Below are 18,836 nucleotides of genomic sequence, written 5' to 3' on the forward strand. Positions count from 1 at the left end.
CCCTGCCCTGTGCCCGCCCCATGCTCTATCTGTCACTGGCCGTGATCTGCAGTGTGCTGGTTTCGGTGTTGTTGAAGGTGGCCGCACGCCGCCAGCTGGATGTTGCGCAGATGGTCACCTGGAACTATCTGGTGGCGGCAACGCTCACCGCCGTGGTGCTGCAGCCACCGCTGGATGCACTGCGCGCGCCGCATGCGCCGTGGCTGTCACTGCTGGCGCTGGCGGTGGTGCTGCCCTCGATCTTCCTGGTACTGGGCCGCGCGGTGGCGGTGGCCGGCATCGTCCGCAGCGACGTGGCGCAGCGGCTGTCGTTGCTGCTTTCCCTGGCCGCCGCCTTCCTGTGCTTCGGCCAGACCGCAACGCCCTGGAAACTGGCCGGCCTGGGCCTGGGCCTGCTGGCGATGGTGGCCATCAGCCTGCGCCCGCGCGGCCCGGCGGTGGCGTCCTCACCCGGCGGCTGGGGCTGGCTGCTGGGCGTATGGGCCGGATTCGCAGTGGTGGACGTGCTGCTCAAGCAGGTGGCGCTGTCCGGCACGCCGTCGATGGCGGCGGTGCTGGCCAGTTTCAGCGTCGCCTTCGTGCTGATGCTGGCAATGCAGCTGTGGCGGCATGTCAGTGGCCGCAGCCGACTGGCCTGGCGCAACCTCGGCGCGGGTGCACTGCTGGGCCTGCTCAATGGCGGCAACATCCTGTTCTATGTGCATGCGCACCAGGCGATGCCAGAGAGCCCGGCCACCGTGTTCGCCGGCATGAACATCGGGGTGGTGGTCTTGGGCGCGCTGGTGGGTGTGCTCGCCTTCGGCGAGGCCACCACGAAGTGGAACCGCGCCGGCCTGGCACTGGCGGTGCTGGCGATCGGGATGATCGCCTGGGGGTGAGCGATACCCGGGGTCGGATCCCATTCCCACGGAATGGGCTCTGACCCCTACGCCTCAGACCCCGCGATGCCTTGGGTCAGAGCCCATTCCGTGGGAATGGGATCCGACCCCGGCCTGGCGCGTTACTTGTCGAAGCCCAGCAGCAGCGGGTCGTGGTCGGAGCTGCGCCACGGGCCCTGCACGTTGCGGCCCTGGTAACCGCTGGCGTCCTGCTCGTCGGCGTTGCTGTGCCATTCGGCGGCACCGCGCAGGCGCCTGGCCATGCCCGGGTTCAGCAGCGCGTGGTCGAGGCGGCCGGTGTAGCCGTTGTAGACGTAGCTGTAGGGATGCTCGACCTTGGCAACCTTGAACGCGTCCTGCCAGCCCAGATCATGCAGGGCGCGGATCGGGTCTTCCATCGCGTAGGCATTGAAGTCACCCAGCAGCACCGCGTCCCTGGCGCCGGTACCGGTCGGATCGGTCTGCAGCCAGGCGTGCAGCTGCTGCGCCGACGTCACACGGGTGGCGTTCCAGCAGCCCTGATTGTCGTTGCGATCGGCGTCGGCACCGGCCGCGTCACGGCAACCCTTCGATTTGAAATGGTTGGCAACCACCACGAACGGCGCGCCCTGCTTGCCCTGGAAGGCCTGCGCCAACGGTACGCGGCTGTGCTCGACGAACGGGCCGCCGGTCAGCGTGGCCGGCTTGCCGACCGGCTGCAGGCGCGTGCTTCGGTAGATGATCCCGACCCGGATCGGGTTGTCGCCGGGGCCGTTGCCGGCGTCGACGAAGCGCCAGTCGCCCTGCGCGCCGCGGTCGCGGTTGAGCGCATCGACCAGTTCGGCGATGGCCGACTGCGGGCCGTAGCCGTCGTTCTCCAGTTCCATCAGCGCAGCGACATCGGCGCCCAACGCATTGACCGTGGTGACCAGCTTGGCGAGCTGCGCCTTGTGCTCGTCCAGCGTGCGCGCGCCGCGCAGCGTCGGGAAGCCACCGCCCTGGCCGTCACCATTGAAGAAATTCTCCAGGTTGAAGGCGGCCACGTGCAGGCTTCCCGGCACCGTGGGTACTGCCGGGCGCTTCAGTTCCGGCAGCTTCAGCGCGCCTTCGACCTGCAGGCGCGGATGGCCCTGCGCGTCCACGCGCACGATGCCCTCCACATTGCGCAGTTGCATGCCGGTGCGCAGCACCGGGTTGCCCGGCAGGTAGGGCACGCTGGCGGGGTCGCGGGCATCGCTGCCATCCTCCAGCACCAGGCGGCGGCGCTGGTTGTCGGCCATCACCTGCTCATAGCCGGCAGTGCCCGGCGCGGCCACTTCGGTCGGCTGCCAGAGGCGGCCATCGAACGCCACCGTGAGCTGGCCGAAGTGCTGCAGGCCATCGGTACCGGCCAGGGTAAGCGGCGCGGCGATGCGCACGCGCTGCCCATCCAGCGCGCGCCAGTCGGCCGGCGCAGCGGTCAGCACCACAGTGGCGCTGCCGCGCGCGACGGAGGGCGGCGCGACCGGCGTGGCCTGCGGCTGGGCCTGGGCAAAGGCGCCGGCCGGCAGCAGCAGGGACAGGGCAAGGGCGAGGGAACGGCGGCGCATCAACGGGCGACTCCATGGAAGAGGCGCACAGACTAACCCTGAAATGCGAAACCCCGCCTGCGCAGCGGGGGCATATGAGCGATCAGGCCTCGGTGGGCAAAGCCGGGGGATCGTAGAGCCGAGCCCATGCTCGGCTGCACCTGGCCACACCGCGCGGAGAGCAGCCGAGCGCGGGCTCGGCTCTACAGGAAGCGGCGCGTTGCGGCGGTTACTTCAGGTTGCCCAGCATCCAGTCCACGGTGGCGTGGATCTGTTCTTCGGTCAGCGCCGGGTTGCCGCCCTTGGGCGGCATGATCCCGCCGTCGGGGCCGGTATAGCCCTCGATGGCGTGCTTGTAGAGGGTGTCCTTGCCCTGCGCGATGCGCTTGTCCCAATGCGAATGGTCCAGCGTCGGTGCCATGCCCACACCGTTGGTGTGGCAGGCGGTGCACAGGTTGTCGAAGATCACCTTGCCATCCTTGGTGCCGCCGTAGGCCACCTGCGACGCCGCCTTGGCCAGCGCGGCGGCCTTGGCCGCGGCCTGCGCGGCGGCGCCGGTGCTGCCGGCATAGACCGCGCCGGTGGGCGAAATGCGCTGTTCGGTGCGCTTGGCCGCAGTGGGCGACACCTCGGGCGGAATCCGGGTGTGGATGTAGGCGGCAAGGAGGATGAGGCCGAGGGTGATGGTCGCCAGCAGCGCGATCACCATGGAGAAGCGTTTCAGGAACTCCAGATCGTAATTCCGCACTCTTCGTTACCCCTGGCTGATAGTCGTTGGACCACGGCTGAGCGACTGCGTGATGGACCGAGTATAGAACGCGCCTTGCGTGCGACAACAGGCGTCACTGCTGGTGCGGCGCAACATGCCGGGGGCTGGGGGCGGGGATGGGGTCAGATCCCTTTTGCGCCGCAAAAGGGATCTGACCCCAGCAACAGAAGCCGGCCAGCGGCCGGCGCTACCGGATTACCGGGGCACCGATCGCGCGCAGGCAGAAGCTGCAGATCGCATCCACCAGCGCGTCTTCGTCGCGGTGCGCTTCGCGGCTGGGCGCGGTCGGGCCGACCATCGCTTCGGTGAAGGCGCCGACCAGGCACGCGGCGGCCACATGCGCGTCCTGTGCCGGCAGCTCACCGGCGGCCACGCCTTCCTCCACCAGCCGCAGGAACACGTCGCCGAACGCGCGACGTCCGCGCATGCGCTCGGCCTCCACGTCCGGATCGACCGGTTCGACGATGAAGGCGTGCGCCAGCCCCGGCCCGGCCAGGGCGCGGCGGACGAAGGCGGTGATTGCCAGCCGCAGGCGCTCGCTGGCCACCTCCGGACCGCTGGCGATGCGCTCCATGATCGCGACCTCGTGGGCCACCGCGGCGTTGAGCACCTCCACGAACAGCTCGGCCTTGGACGGGAAGTGGCGATAGATCAGGCCGGTGGACACCCCCGCCTGGGTCGCCACGGCGGTCACCGGGGCGTTGCGCCAGCCGCCGGTGGCGACCAGCTCGCGGGTGGCCAGCAGGATCCGTTCACGGGCGCCCGCCAGGCGTTCTTCCATCAATGCAGAGCGTTTATAGGCCATGTTCTGATTCTAGTTTCAATTTTTGAATTCGTATTCACTTCTTATCCGAACCCCGCTACGCTGGGGCCATCGCCCGTGCGGGTGGCGGTCCTGCCGACCGCCGCCCGCTCCCCCGCCGGGTGCGTCCATTCCCTGCCATCCCGCCGTGGAGCCACCACAATGCACGTGCCATCCCTGAACTTCGATCTTGGCGAAGACATCGACCTGCTGCGCCAGAGCGTGGCCCATTTTGCCGCCGCCGAGGTCGCACCGCTGGCCGCCGAGGCTGATGCCAGCAACCAGTTCCCGCTGGCCCTGTGGCCGAAGCTGGGCGAACAGGGCCTGCTCGGCCTCACCGTGGAAGAAGAATACGGTGGTACCGGCATGGGCTACCTGGCCCACGTGGTGGCGATGGAAGAAATCTCGCGCGCCTCCGGCGGCATCGGCCTGTCCTATGGCGCGCACTCCAACCTGTGCGTGAACCAGCTGCGCAAGAACGGCAACGAAGAACAGAAGCGGCGCTTCCTGCCCGGCCTGTGCAACGGCAGCCTGGTCGGCGCGCTGGCGATGAGCGAACCGGGTGCCGGTTCGGATGTGGTGTCGATGAAGCTGCGCGCCGACAAGCGCGGCGACCGCTACGTGCTCAACGGCAACAAGATGTGGATCACCAACGGCCCGGATGCCGACGTGCTGGTGGTCTACGCCAAGACCGACATGGAGGCCGGTGCCAAGGGCATCACCGCGTTCCTGGTCGAGAAGGGCATGAAGGGCTTCTCCACCGCGCAGAAGCTGGACAAGCTCGGCATGCGCTCCTCGCCCACCTGCGAGCTGGTGTTCCAGGACTGCGAGATTCCCGAAGAGAACGTGCTGGGCCAGGTCGGCGGTGGCGTGCGCGTACTGATGTCCGGCCTGGACTACGAGCGCGTGGTGCTGTCCGGTGGCCCGCTGGGCCTGATGGCCGCGGCCATGGACGTGGTCATGCCCTATGTGCACGAGCGCCACCAGTTCGGCGAACCGATCGGCAGCTTCCAGCTGATCCAGGCCAAGATCGCCGACATGTACGTGGGCCTGGGTGCCTGCCGCGCGTATGTCTATGCCGTGGCGCGCGCCTGCGACCAGGGCCGCACCACCCGCCAGGACGCCGCCGGTGCGATCCTGTACGCCGCCGAGAAGGCCACCTGGCTGACCGGCCAGGCGATCCAGATCCTCGGCGGCAACGGCTACATCAACGAATACCCGACCGGCCGCTTGTGGCGCGACGCCAAGCTGTATGAAATCGGCGCCGGCACCTCGGAGATCCGCCGCATGCTGATCGGCCGCGAACTATTCCAGCGCACCCTGTAAGGCCACCGCGATGACCGTCCTGAACAGCCAGCTGCAACCGGGCAGCGAAACGTTTGAAAGCAACCGCGCGGCCATGCAGGCCGTGGTCGACGACCTGCATGCCACCCTCGCGCGCACCGCGCTGGGTGGCAGTGAGGCGGCACGCGCCAAGCACACCGCGCGCGGCAAGCTGCTGGTGCGCGACCGCATCGACGCCCTGCTCGACCCCGGCAGCGCCTTCCTGGAAATCGCGCCGTTGGCCGCGCACGGCATGTATGAAGACGCCGTGCCCGCCGCGGGCGTGGTGGCCGGCATCGGCCGGGTGAGCGGCGTGGAATGCGTGATCGTGGCCAACGACGCCACGGTCAAGGGCGGCACCTATTACCCGATGACGGTGAAGAAGCACCTGCGCGCGCAGGAGATCGCCGAGCAGAACCACCTGCCGTGCATCTACCTGGTCGATTCCGGTGGCGCGTTCCTGCCACTGCAGGACGAAGTCTTCCCCGACCGCGACCATTTCGGCCGCATCTTCTACAACCAGGCCAACCTGTCGGCGCAGGGCATTCCGCAGATCGCCTGCGTGATGGGCAGCTGCACTGCCGGTGGCGCCTATGTGCCGGCGATGAGCGACGAGACCGTGATCGTGCGCGAGCAGGGCACGATCTTCCTCGGCGGCCCGCCGCTGGTGAAGGCGGCCACCGGTGAAGTGGTCACGGCCGAGGAACTGGGTGGCGCCGACGTGCACACCCGCATCTCCGGCGTGGCCGACCACATGGCCGACAACGATCTGCAGGCACTGGCACGGGTGCGCGCGATCATCGCCCAGCTCAACTGGCGCAAGCCGGAACCGGCGATGGCGGTGCGGCCCCCTGAAGCGCCATTGCTGCCGGCCCATGAGCTGTATGGCGTGATCCCGGCCGATACGCGCAAGCCCTACGACGTTCGCGAAGTGATCGCGCGGCTGGTGGATGGCTCGCGCTTCGACGAGTTCAAGCCGCGCTACGGCGCAACGCTGGTGACCGGTTTCGCCCATCTGAACGGCTACCCGATCGGCATCATCGCCAACAACGGGATCCTGTTCTCCGAGTCGGCCCTGAAGGGCGCGCACTTCATCGAGCTGTGCACCCAGCGCAACATCCCGCTGGTGTTCCTGCAGAACATCACCGGCTTCATGGTCGGCCGCAAGTACGAACAGGGCGGCATCGCCAAGGACGGCGCCAAGCTGGTGATGGCGGTGGCCTGTGCCAGGGTGCCCAAGTTCACCGTGGTGATCGGCGGCTCGTTCGGTGCCGGCAACTACGGCATGTGTGGCCGTGCGTACTCGCCGAACTTCCTGTGGATGTGGCCGAACGCGCGCATCGGCGTGATGGGCGGCGAGCAGGCCGCCAGTGTGCTGGCCACGGTCAAGCGCGATGGCATTGAAGCCAAGGGCGGCCAGTGGCCGGCGGCGGAAGAGGATGCCTTCAAGGCACCGATCCGCGACCAGTTCGAACAGCAGGGCCACCCGTACTACGCCAGCGCGCGCCTGTGGGACGACGGCGTGATCGATCCGGCCGACACCCGCCAGGTGCTGGCGCTGGCGCTGTCGGCCAGCCTCAACGCCGCCCCGCAGCAGACGCGCTTCGGCGTGTTCCGCATGTGACCCGTGCCATGACCGAGCACGCTCCTATGAAGCACGTTGCCATGTTCAGCAAAGTCCTGATCGCCAACCGCGGCGAAATCGCCTGCCGCGTCATCGCCACCTGCCGCCGCCTCGGCATCGCCACCGTGGCGGTGTATTCCGATGCCGACCGCAACGCACGCCACGTGCGCCTGGCCGACGAAGCCGTCCACATCGGCCCGGCCGCCGCACGCGAGAGCTACCTGCGTGGCGATGCCCTGCTTGACGCCGCGCGCGCTACCGGCGCACAGGCCATCCACCCCGGTTACGGCTTCCTGTCCGAGAATGCCGACTTCGCCGATGCCTGTGCCGCCGCCGGCATCACCTTCATCGGGCCACCGCCCAGCGCGATCCGCGCGATGGGTGACAAGAGCGCGGCCAAGGCGCTGATGGCCAAGGCCGGTGTGCCGCTGACGCCGGGTTACCACGGTGACCAGCAGGCGCCGGACTTCCTGCGCGCGCAGGCCGATGGCATCGGCTACCCGGTGCTGATCAAGGCCAGCGCCGGTGGCGGTGGCAAGGGCATGCGCAAGGTCGAACGCAGCGAGGACTTCGTCGATGCGCTGGCCAGCTGCCAGCGCGAGGCGGCCTCGGCGTTCGGCAACGACCACGTGCTGGTCGAGAAGTACGTCGAGCGCCCGCGCCATATCGAGATCCAGGTGTTCGGCGACAGCCACGGTGAGGCGGTCTACCTGTTCGAGCGCGACTGCTCGGTGCAGCGCCGCCACCAGAAGGTGCTGGAAGAAGCACCCGCGCCGGGCATGAGCCCCGAACGTCGTGCTGCAATGGGCAAGGCCGCGGTCGATGCCGCACGCGCAGTGGGCTATGAGGGTGCGGGCACGGTGGAATTCATCGCCGGCCCGGACGGCGATTTCTACTTCATGGAAATGAACACCCGCCTGCAGGTCGAGCACCCGGTCACCGAATACATCACCGGCACCGACCTGGTGGAGTGGCAGCTGCGCGTGGCTTCGGGCCAACCGCTGCCGCTGCGCCAGGACCAGCTGGCCATCCATGGCCACGCGATCGAAGCGCGGCTGTACGCCGAGGATGCCGACCGTGGCTTCCTGCCCTCCACCGGCACCCTGCGCCGCCTGCGCCTGCCGGCAGCGTCGGCCAACGTGCGCGTCGATACCGGCGTGGAGGAAGGTGACAGCATCACCCCGTACTACGATCCGATGATCGCCAAGCTGATCGTCTGGGACGTGGACCGCGACGCCGCGCTGCGCCGCATGAGCCAGGCCCTGGCCGACTGCCAGGTGGTGGGCGTGACCACCAACGCCGGCTTCCTGCGCCGCCTGGTGAATACCGATTCGTTCGCGCACGCCAGGCTGGATACGGCGCTGATCGAACGCGAACAGGCGGCATTGAGTGCCGTGGGCGACGCGGGTGCGGACCTGTGGCTGCTGGCCGCCGTGGCCGCGGTGGCAAGCACGGCGCCCGCCAGCACCGACGTGCGCGATCCGCATTCGCCGTGGCGGTCACAGGATGGCTGGCGCCTCGGTGCGTCCGCGCCGCGCGTAGTGCCGCTGCAGCAGGGCGAACGCAAGCACACGCTGAAGGTGTGGGCGCAGGCCGATGGCTGGCGCGTGCAGTGCGATGACGCTGCACCGGTGCGGGTGATCGGCACGGCCGATGTGCACGGACTGACGGTGCAGCTGGGCGAGCGCCGCGGGTCGCTGCAGCTGCTGCGCGACGGTAACCAGCTGTACCTGTTCGGCGCCGACGGCCAGCACCGCTTCACCCTGCATGATCCAGTGGGTGAATCGGACCACGCCGTGGCCGACGCCGGCAGCCTGCTGGCACCCATGCCGGGCAGGATCGTGGCCACGCTGGTCGCGGCCGGTACCGAGGTCAAGCGCGGCACGCCGCTGGTGGTGCTGGAAGCGATGAAGATGGAGCACACCCTGCAGGCACCGGCCGATGGCACGGTGAAGGGTTACCGTGCCAAGGCCGGCGACCAGGTCGGCGACGGCGCGGTGCTGGTGGACTTCGAGGCGACCTGATCGCCGGGGCGACGGCCGCTCAGCGGTCGTCGCCCGTCGCCACCCGCCCGGCCGGATCGAATTCGGCCGTGTCCAGCGTGGCACTGCGCCAGCCCAGGCCACAGATGGCCATCGCGCTCTGGCCGATGCCATCGAACCCAAAAGCACGATCGACATCGGCATCGTTGATCGCCGCTGTCACGAATGCTGCCAGCCCGCGCTCGGTGGCGCACAGGTACAGCAACTGCGAAATGTGGCCCACGTCCAGCGTCACCGCACGGTGCGCCTTGGCATGGTTGCGATACTTCCAGAAGCAGCGGTCATAACGCGGTGCCAGTACCAGCAGCGCTGGCGCATCGGCGAACCACGCCTGCCCGGACAGCATCCGCCTCGCCATCGCAGGCAACGCCTGCGGCGGTGGCGAGGGTAGCGGCAGCACGGCGTGCTGCACCGGATGATAGTGGTACAAGCCCGGCGCCAGTCCTTCCACGTTCTGCACCAGCAGGAAGCCCTCGGTGGGATGCAGGCCGCCACCGGAAGGCACGTTCTTCTTCAGGAACTCGGTATCGCGCTCGACCTTCTGCACCGCGTGCGCCATCAGCGTACGCTGCAGCACCTGGGCCAGCAGCGGCAGCGGCAACGCGCGCTGCGGGTCGAAATTGCGGCAGGTGGTGCGACGCGCCAGCAGTGCATCGAACGCGGCCTCTTCGCTGCGCGGCAGCGGCTGGTAGTCGCCCTGCATCGGCTGCACCACCGGCGGTGGCGGCCCCAGGCGCTGGCGCAGGCCGGCCGCGGTGTCCAACCCCTGCCGGCGCATGTCCTCCACGCTGTCCACGGCCTGCCAGCGCGCATGGCGATGGGCCAGCGCAGCCAATGGCCACCACTGGCTGCGCCGCAGCGCCTCGTCGCGCATCTGGTGCCCCACCTCGCTCGGTGGGTCGGTCAACAGCAGGCCCTGTTCGACCAGGCGGGCCAGCATGGCCGGGCAGGCATCGGCGGGCGGTTCGCTCCAGCGGTGCGCGCTGAGCCCGCCCAGCAGCTGGCGCTCCTCGGCGTCCACCGGCAGTGGCTGGTCCAGGTGGGCGGCCAGCGCCACCCAGCTGATCTGGCTGTCCATCTCGGCGTGGCCGGCCAGCATCGCGCGCAGGTCCAGGGTGACCGCCTCGCGAGGCTCGAACATCAGGCTGGCGCAGCGGCGCAGGCGCATCGGTTTCCTTCCTTGTGCCGCACAGCCGGCATAGCAGCAACGACCGCAGCGCGGCCAACTTTAGCGACGTGCACAGCGCGGCCCTCAATGGCGGGCTGTCGCGGCCGATACGAGTAGCTCCACCTACGGACAATCCCCATGAGCCATCCCCGTCTTTCCGCCGCCGACGCCAGCACCCTGCTGGACCACCTGATCGGCAGCGAAGCGTTCCGCAGCCACTTCACCGCTTCGCCGGCCAAGGCCCTGGCCTCGATCGGGCTGGACGGTGCCGTTGGCGAAAACGACTGCATGAAGATCGGCACCCTGGCCTCGGTCGAGGAGCTGAGCCGCACCCGTGATTCGCTGCATGCGTACCTGAGTACCTCGACCGCCTCGATGACCGTGGTGTTCTGCTTCGAAGCCGACCGCATCGACGAGCGCGTCAACGCCTGAGTCCGCATCAGCGCGACACTCGCACCGACGTCGCCTCGGTGGCGATGTCGTGCACATTCAGGGGTTGCCAGACCTGCATGGACGCCACCTCGGCAATGGCCTGGCCGTGGTGCCGGGCCAGCCAGGCCTGCTCGCGACGCACGCCGGCAGTGTCCTGCTCGGCACGCAGTGCCTGCAGCAGCACAACGTGGGCCTGCACAGGTTCGCTGCCATCAAAGGTGGGCTCGAGCAGATGGCGTGCCGCCCGCGGACGCTGTTGCGCCAGTTCGGCCATCGCCAACACAACCCGACGCCACTTGCCCACCACAGGGCTGCGCTGCCGCTCCAGCAGTTCGCCATGGTCGCGCAGCCACTCTGCGGCCAGCGCATGCTGGCCCTGGCGCTGGGCCAGATAAGTCAGGGCCAGCAGCTGCAGGCTGCGGCTGCCCACGGCGGAGTCGTCGTTGTTCCGCAGCAGCGGCCGCAGCACGGCGGCAATGGATTCAAGCTCCTTCGCATCGCCGGCCGTGCACAGCGTGGTCACGGTGGCGTGCTGCAGGCGTTGATGGATCTGGTAGTCGATCAGATCCGGTGCTGGACCGTCCGCAGCAATCGCGGCATGCAAACTGCTGCAATCACGCTGCTCCGCAGCCACCAGCAGGTGGGCCCGCAGGCGCATGCGCTGTTGCAGGTCGTCTCCCCGCGGCAACCGCATCAACAGCTGCTGCGCCTGTGCATCCAGGCCCTGCGCAACCAGCACGTCCACATCCAGGTCGTCGGCCTCGTCATTGCCGCGCAGCATCCGTGCCTGGCGCAAGGTGCGCATTGCCTGCTGCGGCTGGCCGAGGCCCAGCTGTGCCCGCGCCAGATGGATGGTCGGATACAGCCGCAACGGGTCCTGAGGCACCGTCGCGGCGCGCGCATAGGGCTCGGCCTCGGTGAAGCGATTGTCCTGCAGCAACCCCCAGGAGGTATTGGACAGCCCAGCAAACGAATCCGGATAGATCTTGGCCAGTGCACGCCACTGTTCCAGCGGCCAGCCACCGGGTTCCAGTTCGGCCTGCCAGCCCTTCAGGTACAGGCGCTCACGCGCGGGCAGGCGCTGCTGCTGGGCCAGCGCGTGCTCCAGCGCGTCACGCGCGTCCGCGACCTGCGCGGTGCGCGCATTCAGCTTGGCCACGCCCATGTAGGCCAGGGCAAAACCGGGATCGATGTCGATCGCGGCCTGGTAGAGGTTGCGGGCTTCTTCGAAGCGACGCTGACCCAGTGCGCTCTCGGCCAGCGCGAACGCGCGCAGTGCGCGCAGGTCCTGGGTCGAGGCGCGCGGCAGCGGCAGGGATTGCTCCAGGCTGGCCACCGACTCGCCCAGTCCGCGACGCAGGCGACCGACCACGTCGTCCACGGCGAACACCATCTGGTCGGATCGATCGGCGGTGGCGGTGAAGGTCTGGATCACCTGGCCACTGCCCGGTGCGGCAACATCGATGGCCAGCTCGTAGCCACCGATCTTCTGCCGCACGGTCGGCAGCAGCACCGCGCGCGCGCCCTCCCGCACCGCCACATCGACCGCGGTATCGCGGTTGAGCCGGGTATCGCCCGAGAGCCGCGCCATTTCCAGGCTTTCGCGGATCTTGCCTTCCGACAGCACGTTCACGTAGCGCGACTGTTCCAGCGCGATCCGGATCGCGTGCCGCATCGAGTCATCGAAGATCGGATCGCCGGTGAGGTTGTCGACATCGCCAAGCACCACCCAGTCACGTTCGGCGAAGGCAATGGCCGGCTCCGACCGCAGCAGCAGCCAGCCGCCCAGCACGGCGGCGGCAAGGATCAGGCCTTCGGCGGCCAGCACCAGCGGTTGCCGCCACAGCGGCAGGTCGCGGCGCGCCTTGGCGTTGGCGCGCGGCATGCGCAGCGGCGCCGAACCGATCTCGCCCACTTCGATCACTTCCTGCACCACCGGCACGCCCTTGAAGCGCCAGCGCCCGTGCGATTTCCACAGCAGGCGCGTGCCACGCTCGCCCAGTGCATCGGTGGCACGGCGGGTCAGCGATTCGGCCACCGCCGACAGCAGGATCTGGCCGGGGCGGGCCAGCATCATCAGGCGCGCCGCCATCGGCTTGGCCAGGCCTTCCACCTCCATCGACTTGGCACCGGCACGGACCGCCTCGGCACTGTTCTCCCAGGTCAGCACGTCGCCCACGTGCAGGCCGGCGCGCGCGCGCAGTTCAATCGCGCGCTGCTGGCCCAGCGCGTGCAGTTCGCGCTGGTAGTCCAGGGCGAAGCCCAGTGCGTCGACGACGCGCTCGAACAGCATGAACAAGCCATCGGAGCGATCGATCAGCTGGCCGTTCCAGCGCTGCTGCAGCACCAGTACCAGGCGATCGTGTTCCTGGAACAGGCTTGCCGCCGCCACATCGCCGATCCGCTCGACCAGCTGCAGCGAATCACACAGATCGGTGAACAGCAGGGCGCGCAGCTGTGGGCTATGCGGGGCTGACGTTCCGTTGTCGCCATTCATCGCCTGCCTCTCCCTATTGGCCGTCCGGATCATCCGCCCAGCGCAGGCAGTTGCCGCCATCGCGCTTGGCCTGGTACAGCGCACGATCCGCGCAGGCATACCACTCGCTCCAGCCTGCCTCCGGCGCCAGCAGGCAGGCGCCGATGCTGACCAGGCTCACATGCGGCGTGCCATGGCTGCGCTCGAGCAGACCATGCACCGCACTGATGATGAACTCGGCCGCGTGCTGCACGATCTCGCGGTTGCCACGGCGCAGGATCAGGCAGAACTCATCGCCACCAAGCCGGCAGGCCAGGTCCTGCTCGCCGGCCATCGAGCGCAGGATGTTGCCCATGCTCTGCAGCACGCGGTCGCCGGCCTGGTGGCCGTGGCGGTCGTTGATCTGCTTGAAGCGGTCGCAATCGATCAGCAGCAGCGCCTGCGGCGGCCCCTCGGCCCGCTCGCGGCACTCCTGCAGGTACAGGGTGAGGCCTCGCCGGTTGTGCAGCCCGGTCAGTTCATCGGTACGCACCAGCTCACGGGTGTGGGTCAACTGATGGGTAGTGATGTACAGATTGTCCAGCGCGGTTTCCAGATCGTGGTTGCGCCGGCGCAGCTGTGCGATCAGTGCCTGTTCGTTGGCCAGCACGCGCATGATCGTGCGGCGCAGGAAATAGGCCACCAGGCCGGGATCGGATTCGACCAGCCGATGGAAATCGGCCGGGCCCAGCTCCAGCACATCGCAGTCGACCAGCGCGCGCGCACTGGCGCTGCGCAGGTGGTCGCCGACCAACAGGCCCAGTTCTCCGAAGAACTCGTGCTGCCCGAGCGTCTTGATCACTAGGTCCTCGCCGAAGTCCAGTTCGATCTGGCCTTCGAGGATCACATACATGCGCTCGCCGCGGTGGCCACGCTGGAACAGCCACTGTCCGGCACGGAGCTTGCATGCGCGGGCGAATCTGGCGAACAATGCCACCTCGGCATCGGACAACAGAGCGTGCACGATCTCGGCCATCGCCACCCGGGCGATACCTGTCGTCACATCACTGTTCTCGGCCGCACCCCTGCCGGTCATTCCCTGCACCCGCCGCCAGCGTCCCCTGGTGAGCCGCGGAGCATAGCACCGCTTTAAAGTGTGCGCCCTATCTCATTTTGACCCTTCTGCCGATCTTGATTGATGTGAAGATCGGTGATGGCCCGTTCTGGTCACGGGTGTCCGGGCAAAACTCCTGCTGGATCAATCCGATGCCGGGTTTCACAGGGTTTCGGCCAAGTTGCCGGCACCGGGGTGCGCCTGATTGACGCTCCGCGCGTGCTGCGCCCTTGCATCGATACAACAACGCCGGCAGGTCCCCCGACCGGCCGGCGTTGTCTGGCCCTTCCCTGGCCACCCTGATCACCCGGAGCCCGGTAGTGCCGGCCGCTGGCCGGCAACTGCATGGGCTTCGGAAACATCGATGGGTTGCCGGCCAGCGGCCGGCACCACCGGATCACGCGGCGCGCCGCATCACGCCGCGCGTTCGCTGCGCCCGCCATGGAACTGTTCTTCCTCGGTCGAGCCGGTCAGCGCGGTGGTCGACGACTGGCCCTGCTGGATCGCCTGGGTCACCGCATCGAAGTAGCCGGTACCGACCTCGCGCTGGTGCTTGACCGCAGTGAAGCCGCGCTCGGCCGCTTCGAACTCGGCTTCCTGCAACTCGACGAACGCGCTCATCTGGCGGCGTGCGTAGCCGTGGGCCAGATTGAACATGCCGTAGTTCAACGCATGGAACCCGGCCAGGGTGATGAACTGGAACTTGTAGCCGTAGCTGCCCAGTTCGCGCTGGAACTTCGCAATGGTGGCGTCGTCCAGGTTCTTCTTCCAGTTGAAGCTGGGCGAGCAGTTGTAGGCCAGCAGCTTGCCCGGGAACTTCGCATGGATCGCCTCGGCGAACCTGCGTGCGAATTCCAGGTCCGGCTTGCCGGTCTCGCACCACACCAGGTCGGCGTAGGGCGCGTAGGCCAGGCCACGGCTGATCGCCTGGTCCAGGCCGTTGCGGGTCTTGTAGAAGCCTTCGACGGTGCGCTCGCCGGTGGTGAACGGCTTGTCGTTGCCGTCGATGTCGCTGGTCAGCAGATCAGCCGCTTCGGCATCGGTGCGCGCCACCAGCAGGGTCGGCACACCCAGCACATCGGCGGCCAGCCGCGCGGCATTGAGCTTCTCGATCGCCTCGCGGGTCGGCACCAGCACCTTGCCGCCCATGTGCCCGCACTTCTTCACCGACGCCAACTGGTCTTCGAAATGCACGCCGGCGGCACCGGCCTCGATCATCGCCTTCATCAGCTCGAACGCATTGAGCACGCCACCGAAACCGGCCTCCGCATCGGCGACGATCGGCTGCAGGAAGTCGATGTCGTCCTTGCCTTCGGCGTGGTGCAGCTGGTCGGCGCGCAGCAGCGTGTTGTTGATGCGCTTGACCACTGCCGGCACCGAATCGGCCGGGTACAGCGACTGGTCCGGATACATCTGCCCGGCCAGGTTGGCGTCGGCCGCCACCTGCCAACCGGACAGGTAGATCGCCTTCAGGCCCGCCTTGACCTGCTGCATGGCCTGGTTGCCGGTCAATGCACCCAGCGCGTTGACGAACTCGCGCTCATGCAGCGATGCCCACAGCTTCTCCGCACCCAGGCGGGCCAGCGAATGCTCGATGTGGACGGTGCCGCGCAGGCGCACCACGTCGGCGGCACTGTAGTTGCGCTGGATGCCTTCCCAGCGCGGGTTGGTATCCCAGTCGTGCTGGATCTGTTCGGCAGTGGGCAGCTTGCTCATGTCTTTCTCCAGTTCGGTTCGTGCGTGCAGCGGGGAGGGAAACGCCGGGAATCGCGGGCGGCGATCAGTCGATGCGCGCGTAGGCCGGCAGGGTCAGGAAATCGGTCAGTTCGTCGCTGCGGCTCAGTTCGCCGAGCAGGGCGATGGCCTCGCCGATGCGTGCGCCACCGGGCAGCGTGGCGGTGTCACCCAGCCGTGCCGGCAGCTGTGCCAGCGTGGCATCCAGCAGTGCCAGGTCGATGGCGGTGCCATCGTCCAGCTGCTGGCCCGGCGTATGCAGCCACTGCCACAACTGGCTGCGGCTGATCTCGGCGGTGGCCGCGTCCTCCATCAGGTGGTGGATCGGCACGCAGCCGTTGCCATCCAGCCATGCCGCCAGGTAGCGCACGCAGACTTCCACGTTGCCTTCGAAGCCGGCGCGGGTGATGGTGCCGGGCGGCCGTGCGATCAGTTCGTCGCGGCCGACGCACACATCCTGGCGCAGCACGCTGTGCTGGTTCGCACCGGGCATGTGTTCGTCGAAGATCGCCATCGCCACCGGAATCAGCGCCGGATGCGCGACCCAGGTGCCGTCGTGGCCGGCGGTCACTTCGCGCAGCTTGTCAGCGCGCACGCGGGCCATCGCCTGTTCGTTGGCGGCGGCATCGTTGTTGATCGGAATCTGCGCGGCCATGCCACCCATCGCATGTGCACCACGGCGATGGCAGGTCTGGATCAGCAGTTCCGAATAGGCCTTCAGGAACGGCTGGGTCATGGTCACCTGGCCGCGCTCGGGCAGCACGCGGTCGGCGTGGCGCCGGAAGGTCTTCAGGTACGAGAAGATGTAGTCCCAGCGCCCACAGTTCAGGCCGACGATGCGGTCACGCAGCGCGTGCAGGATCTCATCCATCTCGAACACCGCCGGCAGCGTTTCGATCAGCACGGTTACCTTGATCTGGCCGTGCGGCAGGCCGAGCATGCCTTCGATGTGCGACAGCGCGGTTTCCCACAGCGCCGCCTCTTCCATGCTCTGCAGCTTGGGCAGGTAGAAGTACGGGCCGCGGTCCTTCGCCTGCAGGGCGCGGGCGTTGTGGAAGGCGAACACCGCCGCGTCGAACAGGCCGCCGGCGATGAACTGGCCATCGATGCGCACGTGCTTTTCGTCCAGGTGCCAGCCACGCGGGCGCACGATCAGCACCGCCTGCTCGTCATACGGGCGCAGCGTGTAGTGCTTGCCATTGGGGGCGGTGTAGTCGAGATCGCCACGCACCGCGGCGGCCAGCGACTGCTGCCCGGCCAGCAGGTTGCGCCAGGTCGGCGAGGTCGAATCCTCGAAGTCGGCCATGAACACCTTGGCGCCGGAGTTCAGCGCGTTGATGACCATCTTCGGATCGGTCGGGCCGGTGATCTCGACGCGGCGGTCCTGCAGCGCGGCCGGCAGCGGCGCAACGCGCCAGTCGCCGCTACGGATCGCAGCGGTGTCCTCGCGGAAGTCCGGCAGGCCGCCCTGGTCGAAGAACGCCTGGCGCTCGCGGCGCGCCTGCAGCCGTGCCTGCCGGCCCGGTTCCACCGCACGGTGCAGCGACACCAGCAGGGCCAGCAGCGGCGCCGGCAGCACGGTGTCCTGGCCGGCCACGCGGGTCGCCAGGGCGATGCCGGGGGTAGCCTTGCTGGCAGGGGTGGGAACAGCGGAAGCGACGGCGGACATGGGGCGACTCCAGCGGTGGGGGAACGTCTCCACGGTGCCGCTGGGCCGGAGTATTTGGCAAAACAGTTTTTGCAATGTTCTACATAAGTTGTGCTAATACTCGTGACACGATGAGCACACGCACCCCGCCAAGTCCGCGTTTTTCCTACAAATCCGACCGGCTGAAGCCATTGCGTGCGTTCTGCCAGACGGTGCGCCTGGGCTCGGTCTCACGGGCGGCTGAGGCACTTTTCGTCAGCCAGCCGGCCATCAGCCTGCAGTTGCAGGCCCTGGAACGGGAACTGGGGGTGCCGTTGTTCGAGCGCAGTGGGCGCCGCCTGGTACCCAGCCGCGAGGGCCAGCTGCTGTACGAGATGGCGCAGCCGCTGGTGGAGAACCTGGACGGGCTGGAGGCGCGCTTCCGCGACAAGGTGCGCGGCCTGGACGCGGGCGAGCTGAACATCGCCGCCAACAGCTCGACCATCCTGTACCTGCTGCCGAAGATCGTCGAGCGCTTCCGCCTGCACCACCCGGACGTGCGCCTGACCCTGCACAACGCGATCAGCGCCGATGGCACCGACCTGCTGCGCGAGGACGCCGCCGACCTGGCGATCGGTTCGATGACCGATGTACCGGCCGACCTGACCTACGCCCCGGCCTACCGCTTCGAGCAGGTGCTGATCGCGCCGCACGACCATCCGCTGGCCAGTGGCGGCGAGCTGGAGCTGGCTGACATCGCGCGCTATCCGCTGGTGCTGCCGCCGAAGCGGCAGATCACCTACCGGCTGGTTGACCAGGTGTTCCAGGGCCACCGCATCGCCTACACCGTGGCACTGGAAGTGGGCGGCTGGGAGGTGATCAAGCAGTACGTGGCGATGGGCATGGGCATTTCCATCGTGCCGGCGCTGTGCCTGAACGAGGCCGACCGCGAGCGGTTGGCGGCGCGGTCGATGAAGCGCTGGTTCCCCGAGCGCAGTTACGGGGTGATCGTGCGCCGGGGCAAGGCGCTGTCGGCGCAGGCGCGCGCGTTCATCGAGCTGATCCAGCCGGAGTTGTTCAGTCCGCGCGATTACGACCAGAGCGGGCATTCGGAGCGGTGAGGGTGTTCGGCAGGGCTGCGCCCTGCACCTGCTGAAGCCAAAGCAACAGCAAAAGCCTGCTATCCGTAGATGGCGGGGCGGTGTGGGTGGGTGTCGACCTTGGTCGACACGGTAGATCCACGCCATGCGTGGATGACGGGTGACCGGGGTCAGATCCGTTTTCCGCAGGAAAACGGATCTGACCCCATTTGTGGCTGGCG

The 18,836-nt window shown here is 68.2% G+C and carries 14 protein-coding genes; 6 read left to right on the top strand and 8 right to left on the bottom strand.

The genetic code is table 11. From position 1 onward, the window contains the following. Nucleotides 1-20: 20 nt before the first annotated feature. Nucleotides 21-878 carry a hypothetical protein gene (locus tag AC5P7A_RS11090; protein ID WP_049441795.1) on the top strand — a complete coding sequence of 286 codons (858 nt, stop codon included), beginning with the start codon at nucleotides 21-23 and terminating at the stop codon, nucleotides 876-878. A gap of 122 nt (nucleotides 879-1,000) precedes the next feature. On the opposite strand, the gene AC5P7A_RS11095 is transcribed toward AC5P7A_RS11090, so the two are convergent. From AC5P7A_RS11095 to AC5P7A_RS11105, 3 genes are all read right to left on the bottom strand, one after another. Further along, nucleotides 1,001-2,446 carry an ExeM/NucH family extracellular endonuclease gene (locus AC5P7A_RS11095; protein ID WP_049441793.1) on the bottom strand — a complete coding sequence of 482 codons (1,446 nt, stop codon included), beginning with the start codon at nucleotides 2,444-2,446 and terminating at the stop codon, nucleotides 1,001-1,003. A 208-nt stretch (nucleotides 2,447-2,654) separates the two neighbouring features. Then, nucleotides 2,655-3,173 carry a c-type cytochrome gene (locus AC5P7A_RS11100; RefSeq protein WP_014035592.1) on the bottom strand — a complete coding sequence of 173 codons (519 nt, stop codon included), beginning with the start codon at nucleotides 3,171-3,173 and terminating at the stop codon, nucleotides 2,655-2,657. A 208-nt stretch (nucleotides 3,174-3,381) separates the two neighbouring features. Continuing rightward, nucleotides 3,382-3,999, bottom strand: coding sequence for a TetR/AcrR family transcriptional regulator (locus tag AC5P7A_RS11105; protein ID WP_014645572.1), 618 nt, complete (start codon nucleotides 3,997-3,999; stop codon nucleotides 3,382-3,384). 159 nt (nucleotides 4,000-4,158) lie between these two features. On the opposite strand from AC5P7A_RS11105, the gene AC5P7A_RS11110 reads away from it, so the two are divergent. The 3 genes from AC5P7A_RS11110 to AC5P7A_RS11120 are packed head-to-tail and all read left to right on the top strand — an operon-like array spanning nucleotide 4,159 to nucleotide 8,967. Further along, nucleotides 4,159-5,322, top strand: coding sequence for an isovaleryl-CoA dehydrogenase (locus AC5P7A_RS11110; protein WP_032956208.1), 1,164 nt, complete (start codon nucleotides 4,159-4,161; stop codon nucleotides 5,320-5,322). Between the two features lie 10 nt (nucleotides 5,323-5,332). Further along, a complete protein-coding gene (locus AC5P7A_RS11115; protein ID WP_014645570.1) occupies nucleotides 5,333-6,943 on the top strand; it encodes a carboxyl transferase domain-containing protein in 1,611 nt (536 codons plus the stop codon). Nucleotides 6,944-6,951: 8 nt separating this feature from the next. Continuing rightward, nucleotides 6,952-8,967 (top strand): acetyl/propionyl/methylcrotonyl-CoA carboxylase subunit alpha, encoded by a 2,016-nt coding sequence (locus tag AC5P7A_RS11120; protein WP_425604812.1) that lies wholly within the window; start codon nucleotides 6,952-6,954, stop codon nucleotides 8,965-8,967. Between the two features lie 19 nt (nucleotides 8,968-8,986). Here AC5P7A_RS11120 and AC5P7A_RS11125 read toward each other — a convergent pair whose 3' ends face one another. Next, nucleotides 8,987-10,153, bottom strand: coding sequence for a putative peptide maturation dehydrogenase (locus AC5P7A_RS11125; RefSeq protein WP_046427993.1), 1,167 nt, complete (start codon nucleotides 10,151-10,153; stop codon nucleotides 8,987-8,989). Nucleotides 10,154-10,291: 138 nt separating this feature from the next. Here AC5P7A_RS11125 and AC5P7A_RS11130 point away from each other — a divergent pair, with 138 nt between their 5' ends. Then, nucleotides 10,292-10,585 (top strand): NHLP-related RiPP peptide, encoded by a 294-nt coding sequence (locus AC5P7A_RS11130; protein ID WP_014645567.1) that lies wholly within the window; start codon nucleotides 10,292-10,294, stop codon nucleotides 10,583-10,585. Nucleotides 10,586-10,592: 7 nt separating this feature from the next. Here the strand turns inward: AC5P7A_RS11130 and AC5P7A_RS11135 are convergent, their stop codons facing one another. From AC5P7A_RS11135 to aceB, 4 genes are all read right to left on the bottom strand, one after another. After that, nucleotides 10,593-13,082: a putative peptide modification system cyclase gene (locus AC5P7A_RS11135; protein WP_262225357.1), complete on the bottom strand. Its 2,490-nt coding sequence runs from the start codon at nucleotides 13,080-13,082 to the stop codon at nucleotides 10,593-10,595. A gap of 13 nt (nucleotides 13,083-13,095) precedes the next feature. Next, nucleotides 13,096-14,136, bottom strand: a complete 1,041-nt coding sequence (locus AC5P7A_RS11140) for a GGDEF domain-containing protein (RefSeq protein WP_046427986.1) — start codon at nucleotides 14,134-14,136, stop codon at nucleotides 13,096-13,098. 432 nt (nucleotides 14,137-14,568) lie between these two features. Next, a complete protein-coding gene (gene aceA, locus AC5P7A_RS11145) occupies nucleotides 14,569-15,870 on the bottom strand; it encodes an isocitrate lyase (protein ID WP_019337654.1) in 1,302 nt (433 codons plus the stop codon). A gap of 64 nt (nucleotides 15,871-15,934) precedes the next feature. Continuing rightward, the gene (gene aceB, locus AC5P7A_RS11150; RefSeq protein WP_262225355.1) at nucleotides 15,935-17,557 is read right to left on the bottom strand and encodes a malate synthase A; all 1,623 of its coding nucleotides are present in this window, start codon (nucleotides 17,555-17,557) and stop codon (nucleotides 15,935-15,937) included. 110 nt (nucleotides 17,558-17,667) lie between these two features. On the opposite strand from aceB, the gene AC5P7A_RS11155 reads away from it, so the two are divergent. Further along, nucleotides 17,668-18,636, top strand: coding sequence for a LysR family transcriptional regulator (locus AC5P7A_RS11155; protein WP_495220137.1), 969 nt, complete (start codon nucleotides 17,668-17,670; stop codon nucleotides 18,634-18,636). Nucleotides 18,637-18,836: the final 200 nt, after the last annotated feature.

It is taken from the genome of Stenotrophomonas sp. YJH_SMC_65, from assembly GCF_059369475.1.

Excerpts from the sequence above, each read along its gene's own strand:
- AC5P7A_RS11090 (WP_049441795.1), top strand. The coding sequence starts at position 21 with ATGCTCTATCTGTCACTGGCCGTGATCTGCAGTGTGCTGGTTTCGGTG.
- AC5P7A_RS11095 (WP_049441793.1), bottom strand. The coding sequence starts at position 2,446 with ATGCGCCGCCGTTCCCTCGCCCTTGCCCTGTCCCTGCTGCTGCCGGCC.
- AC5P7A_RS11105 (WP_014645572.1), bottom strand. The coding sequence starts at position 3,999 with ATGGCCTATAAACGCTCTGCATTGATGGAAGAACGCCTGGCGGGCGCC.
- AC5P7A_RS11110 (WP_032956208.1), top strand. The coding sequence starts at position 4,159 with ATGCACGTGCCATCCCTGAACTTCGATCTTGGCGAAGACATCGACCTG.
- AC5P7A_RS11115 (WP_014645570.1), top strand. The coding sequence starts at position 5,333 with ATGACCGTCCTGAACAGCCAGCTGCAACCGGGCAGCGAAACGTTTGAA.
- AC5P7A_RS11120 (WP_425604812.1), top strand. The coding sequence starts at position 6,952 with ATGACCGAGCACGCTCCTATGAAGCACGTTGCCATGTTCAGCAAAGTC.
- AC5P7A_RS11125 (WP_046427993.1), bottom strand. The coding sequence starts at position 10,153 with ATGCGCCTGCGCCGCTGCGCCAGCCTGATGTTCGAGCCTCGCGAGGCG.
- AC5P7A_RS11130 (WP_014645567.1), top strand. The coding sequence starts at position 10,292 with ATGAGCCATCCCCGTCTTTCCGCCGCCGACGCCAGCACCCTGCTGGAC.
- AC5P7A_RS11135 (WP_262225357.1), bottom strand. The coding sequence starts at position 13,082 with ATGAATGGCGACAACGGAACGTCAGCCCCGCATAGCCCACAGCTGCGC.
- AC5P7A_RS11140 (WP_046427986.1), bottom strand. The coding sequence starts at position 14,136 with ATGACCGGCAGGGGTGCGGCCGAGAACAGTGATGTGACGACAGGTATC.
- aceA (WP_019337654.1), bottom strand. The coding sequence starts at position 15,870 with ATGAGCAAGCTGCCCACTGCCGAACAGATCCAGCACGACTGGGATACC.
- aceB (WP_262225355.1), bottom strand. The coding sequence starts at position 17,557 with ATGTCCGCCGTCGCTTCCGCTGTTCCCACCCCTGCCAGCAAGGCTACC.
- AC5P7A_RS11155 (WP_495220137.1), top strand. The coding sequence starts at position 17,668 with ATGAGCACACGCACCCCGCCAAGTCCGCGTTTTTCCTACAAATCCGAC.